This is a genomic window from Brachyspira catarrhinii (assembly GCF_005518285.1).
Taxonomy (GTDB): domain Bacteria; phylum Spirochaetota; class Brachyspiria; order Brachyspirales; family Brachyspiraceae; genus Brachyspira; species Brachyspira catarrhinii.
In genome coordinates this window covers 1-5677 of record NZ_SJDU01000141.1, presented here as the reverse complement: position 1 = coordinate 5677, position 5677 = coordinate 1, and the positions used below count along the sequence as shown (strand labels likewise).

Here is a 5677-nt window from a genome sequence, read left to right as displayed (position 1 = left end):
TTTTTTATTAAATTTACATAATTATAAATCAATTATGAGTTTTTGTAAAGTTTTAAAAGCGGTTTGTGTAAACGAAAAATAGTATTTTTAAGATAAAAAATAAAATCTATTTATCGTTATAACCGTTTGGATGATTTTTATGCCAATTCCAAGCGGTTTCGATTATAGTTTCCAAAGAAGTTATTTTTGGAGTCCATCCTAAAAGTTTTTTGGCTAAATCGCTGCTCGCTATAAGCTCGGAAGAATCGCCCGCTCTTCTTGGACAAATTTCCGTAGGTATAGGATGTCCCGTCACTTTTCTTGCGACATCTATAACTTCTTTTACGCTGAATCCGTTTCCGTTTCCCAAATTACAGGATACGCTTTTTCCTCCATTTTTGAGATAATTCATAGCGTCTATATGAGCCGAAGCTAAATCGCATACATGAATATAATCTCTCAAACAAGTCCCGTCTGGTGTAGGATAATCGTCTCCGAATATTTTTATCGTATCTCGTTTTCCCAAAGGCACTTGAAGTATCAAAGGTATCAAATGAGATTCTGGATTATGGTCTTCGCCTATATGTCCGTCTGGATGAGCGCCCGAAGCGTTAAAATATCTCAAAGCTACATAATTAAAATCGTAAGCTTTACCATACCAATTTAATATTTTTTCCAAAGCGAGTTTGCTGTCTCCGTAAGGATTTGTAGGCTCTTTTCTATATTCTTCTTTCAAAGGAATTTTTTCTGGCTCTCCGTAAACCGCGGCAGTAGAAGAAAAAATAAAATTTTTAATATTTGCCTTAATCATACAATTTAATAAATTAATCGAATTGACAAGGTTGTTCGAATAATATTTGGCGGGATTTTGAACGCTCTCTCCAACCTCGATATACGCGCATAGATGCATAACGGAATCTATATCATGCTTTTTGAAAATATTTTGAAGCAAATCGGCGTCTCCAATGCTTCCTTGATAAAAATTCTTGCATTCTTTTATCGCTTCTTTATGTCCGTATTCGAGCGAATCGATTATAACCGTTTCTATATTTTGTTTTGAAAGTTCGCTGAAAACATGCGAGCCGATATAACCCGCTCCTCCGCAAATTAAAACCGCCATAATTAGTCTCCAAATTAATAATTTTAATAATACAAAGCAAATTATAAATAAATTATAAAAAATGTCAAAATTATTTTATATTTAAATTTGAATGTGGTTTCAAAAACAAGAGATAGATAAATTATTGACTTTAAATTTTATATAATAATATTCTCTTTTGCTTCAAGCAATCTATTATTATATTCAAGCATTATATTTTGTTTTGAATCGTCATACGATATATCAATGTATTTTTTACACTTAACTTCTTTATTTTCAAAATCAATAAAAATTACATAATCATCTGTAAACTTAAGTTTTACATTTGCATTGTTATTATGCGTAATTTGAGCATGCGAGTATGCATTTATATAAACTAAATTTTTCCAATTATCAAGTATATGAAATTCTATTATACTTTTAGCCCAGCATAAAGGAACAACATGATGGAGTTCAAATCCGTCTAATTTTACAACTCCATGCTCTTTAAAATATTTTCTTTTTTCTATAATTGAGCGTTTTAATTTAGCGTTATCTTTATAAATACCATTTTTACCTATTTTTATAAAAAGTCTGCCTCTTTTTTCATCATATTCAAAATAACTCATTTGAGATAAAAGAGTTATTATTTGTTGCGTTTCATTTAACCAATTATGAAAATCTCTTTTTTGAGTTTTATTGCCTAAAAAATTATCAGGATTACAATAAGTTTGAAGTTTATGTATTAAACTATTTTTTTGATATTTACTTAATCTCCTATATTCTTTTATAAAATCAACAATCAAACTTCTTGAATAGGTTTTATCATTCAATTTTTGATTTAAAAAACTTGCAAATAAAAGCACTTCATCCTTACTTATGTATGGCATTTTTGAACCTAATTCTAAAGCAATATTTAAAATTTCTTCTCCAAAACCTTTTAATAGATTTTCTAAAGCTCTTGTAAAAAGTAGATTTTGACTAAAAATATTTTTTTCTTTTAATAGCGATATTCCAAGTTTGCTAATAGAAATATATTTTTTTATTCCTCTTTCAGACGGACTTAAAGTTTTATTTTTGTCATTATACCTATTTATTAATCCCATTCTATGCATATCTACAAAAATATTTTTTCGTAAAGAATCTTGAGTGCAGCGAGATAGTTTTATTGAAATATTATTTGTAAGCTCCGCATATTTTTCTTCTCCATCTACATTTTGGGGTCTTTTGCTTAAATCTGTTGTTCTAATTTGCATTAAGTTTTCTCCCACAAGTTTATAAATTTCATCTAAAATGGTTAGTATTTCTTTTTTAGTATAACGATTATGTTGCGATATTTGAATTCCACGATAATTATTTGATTTTATCCTTTCAACTATAAAATTAAGACAATCTTTACTTGTATCTATTTTTATTATTTCCTGTAAAATCTTATTCATTTTTGCTCCTTTTTGTTTTAATATCTAAAATGCTTAAAGAAGAATCTATATAGTTTTTATTAATTTCGCAACCTATATATTTTCTTCCTAATTGATTGGCAATAATGCTTGTAGTTCCTGTTCCGCTAAATAAATCAAGCACTAAATCGCCACTTTTACTTGAGGCTTTTATCATCCGTTCTATCATTTCTTTAGGTTTTGGCGTTGGATGATTTTGTTTTATAACTTTACCATTAATTTTATTTTTATGCCTTTCGCTCGTAATTTCCCAAACATCTGGACAAAGTTTACCGTTTTGATTTGGATACCATCTTTTACCATTTTTTAATATTCCTTTTTTGCTGGCATGAGCTATACGCTCTACGGAATTATAAGGTATTCTAATACTTTCATAATCGAAATAATATTTTTTAGCGTCCATTGTATAAAATAAAATAGATTCTTGATTATTATTATATCGTCTTTTACAATAGCTCAAACCGTCTTTTTTATACCAAGTAATAAAATTTTGAAAATATACTTTTTTATTTTTTAAATGATTTAAAAATAAAGCACAATTATAAGGAGTATTGAATATATAAAAACTACCGCTATTTTTTAATTTTGGTAGCATTAAATCTATCCATTCAAAACTAAAATCTAAAAATTCTTTTTTACTTTTAAAATTATCCCAATCGGCTATTTTTAAATTATAAGGCGGGTCTACAATAGCTAAATCTATATAATCATTAGGTAAAGATTCTAAAAAGGTAAATACATCTTGAATATGAATTTTATTTAAATGGATAGAGTTTGACATAGCAGCTTTTCCTCTATTATATCTTTATAATGTTCATACAATTCATATCCTATATAATTTCTTTTCAAATCTCTTGCTACTTTTAATGTAGTTCCGCTTCCGCTAAAAGGGTCTAAAACAATATCTCCTACAAATGAAAAAAGTTTAATAAGTCGATAAGGAATTTGTTCGGGCATAATTGCGGAATGTTTACCAAAAGCGGAGTCTCCTTTATTTGGTATTGGAATATTCCAAATTTGCTTTGTAAAATTTATCCATTCTTCTTGGGTGAGTTTGCTTTGTTCTTTTATCTCTTCTGGTATATTATTAATCGGTTTACCGTCTTTTACAAAAATGCTAATAAATTCTGTAGTATTTTGAGCGTAAAAATTTCTTGGATATGGATAACTACCGAACATTAATTTTTTAGTCGAATTTGTGCGATTCCAAATATATATATCAAGTAAAAATAAATTTGTATTATTTAAAATACTATATTGTATGTCGCTCTGCAAATCAAAAATATGTCTATTATAATGAGTATTTAAATTTTTTTTAAGAATTGGCATAAGTGGAACATTTATACAAAGTTTACCATTGGGTTTTAATACTCTATAGCATTCTTTCCACACTTTCAATAAACCTTCTATATATTCACTATAATTATTTAAAGAGCCTAAATCTTGTGATTTTAATTTGGAATGAGATATATTTTGATAACCGTTTTTTGAATAATCTTTTATATTAAAGTAAGGTGGGGAAGTAATAATTAAGTCCACGCTATTATCAATTATCTCGTTCATTTTTATACTTGATTTATAAAATATTTTATTTATTGGATTTAATTGTTTTTTATTAGATATATTTACTGTATCTAATTCTTCATGAACGCATATATTGATAATATCACTGTCGGATTCTTTACTTTCAAAAGTCATTTTTTACCTAAAATTAATTTAATATCATTAATTATAATTAACAATTATTTATATGTCAAGTATAATTTATTTTTAAAAATTAATAATGATATAATATGCTATAAAATATACATGTAAATTTAATATAATAATTGACATTAACATTTTCTATAGCGTTATTAAACAATTCCCGTATTCATTGTATCATTTTCAAATTGATATATAATTAAATTTATGAAAAATAAAAAAGAGAGACTAAAAAGCCTCTCTACATTTATTTATAAAATTTTTTATAAAAGTTATAATAAATAAAATATAAAAATTATTTATCCTGCAAAACCTTTATGCCGGGCAATTCTATTCCTTCCAAAAACTCTAACGAAGCGCCGCCTCCCGTAGATATATGAGTCATTTTGTCGGCGACTCCAGATTTATTAACCGCCGAAACGCTGTCGCCTCCTCCTATGATGCTAACCGCTCCAGAGTTGGCGATAAATTTTGCAACCTCGAAAGTTCCTTTTGCGAAGTTTGGCATTTCAAATACTCCCAAAGGTCCGTTCCAAACTACCGTTTTTGCGTCTTTAAGAATATTTTCAAGTTCTTTAAGAGTTTTCTCTCCGACATCCATTCCCATCCAACCTTTTGGAATCGAATCGCAGTCCACCGTTTTTCTGTTTGCATCGTTGTCGAATTTATCGGCTATAATATTGTCTACAGGCAAATATAGAGTTTTATTCAATTCTTTAGCCTTATCCATAATTTCTTTAGCCGTTTGAATATAATCGTCCTCGCATAAAGAAGCGCCTATTTCATAACCTTTGGCTTTAAGGAAAGTGTAAGCCATACCTCCGACTACGATTAATGTGTCCACTTTATTAAGAAGATTTTTAAGAACGGAAATTTTGCTTGAAACTTTCGCTCCTCCGATAATCGCTACAAAAGGTCTTTTAGGGTCGGCAACCGCGTCTCCCAAATATTTAATTTCTTTTTCCATTAAAAATCCCGCAACGGCAGGCATGCTCGGTTTTGCCGATACTATTCCCACAGTGGAAGCATGCGCTCTGTGAGCCGTTCCGAAAGCGTCATTAACATAAACATCCGCCAAATCCGAAAGCTGTTTTGAAAAATTCGCATCATTTTTTTCTTCTTCCGCATGATAGCGAAGATTTTCCAAAAGAAGAACATCGCCCGCATTTAAAGAAGATGCGATTTTTTTCACTTCGTCTCCTATACAGTCGCTTGCAAAAAGAACTTTATTATTCGGAAGTTTAGTTTTCAAATAATCGTAAACGGGTTTTAGAGAATATTTAGGATTAGCCTCGCCTTTAGGTCTTCCCAAATGGCTCATTAATATTAACGAAGCTCCTTGTGATAGTATATATTCGATTGTAGGCATTGCCGCGTCTACTCTCGTAGAGTCTGTTATTTTTGAATTAGTTTCTTTATCGAGAGGAACATTGAAATCCACTCTCATTATTACTTTTTT

At 29.1% G+C, this 5677-nt stretch carries 5 protein-coding genes; all 5 read right to left on the bottom strand.

All coding sequences use genetic code 11. The annotated features are described in order from the left end of the window. Positions 1-106: 106 nt before the first annotated feature. Positions 107-1099, bottom strand: coding sequence for a UDP-glucose 4-epimerase GalE (gene galE / locus EZH24_RS06525; protein WP_137998325.1), 993 nt, complete (start codon positions 1097-1099; stop codon positions 107-109). 137 nt (positions 1100-1236) lie between these two features. After that, positions 1237-2496: a restriction endonuclease subunit R gene (locus EZH24_RS06520; RefSeq protein ID WP_137998324.1), complete on the bottom strand. Its 1260-nt coding sequence runs from the start codon at positions 2494-2496 to the stop codon at positions 1237-1239. Beyond that, positions 2489-3295, bottom strand: a complete 807-nt coding sequence (locus EZH24_RS06515) for a DNA-methyltransferase (protein WP_137998323.1) — start codon at positions 3293-3295, stop codon at positions 2489-2491. The genes EZH24_RS06520 and EZH24_RS06515 overlap by 8 nt, the downstream gene beginning before the upstream one ends. Beyond that, positions 3274-4212, bottom strand: coding sequence for a DNA-methyltransferase (locus tag EZH24_RS06510; protein WP_201798573.1), 939 nt, complete (start codon positions 4210-4212; stop codon positions 3274-3276). The genes EZH24_RS06515 and EZH24_RS06510 overlap by 22 nt, the downstream gene beginning before the upstream one ends. A 301-nt stretch (positions 4213-4513) precedes the next feature. Beyond that, the coding region (locus EZH24_RS06505; protein ID WP_137998322.1) for a phosphoglycerate kinase at positions 4514-5677 on the bottom strand (1164 nt) is incomplete at its 5' end.

Excerpts from the sequence above, each read along its gene's own strand:
- galE (WP_137998325.1), bottom strand. The coding sequence starts at position 1,099 with ATGGCGGTTTTAATTTGCGGAGGAGCGGGTTATATCGGCTCGCATGTT.
- EZH24_RS06520 (WP_137998324.1), bottom strand. The coding sequence starts at position 2,496 with ATGAATAAGATTTTACAGGAAATAATAAAAATAGATACAAGTAAAGAT.
- EZH24_RS06515 (WP_137998323.1), bottom strand. The coding sequence starts at position 3,295 with ATGTCAAACTCTATCCATTTAAATAAAATTCATATTCAAGATGTATTT.
- EZH24_RS06510 (WP_201798573.1), bottom strand. The coding sequence starts at position 4,212 with ATGACTTTTGAAAGTAAAGAATCCGACAGTGATATTATCAATATATGC.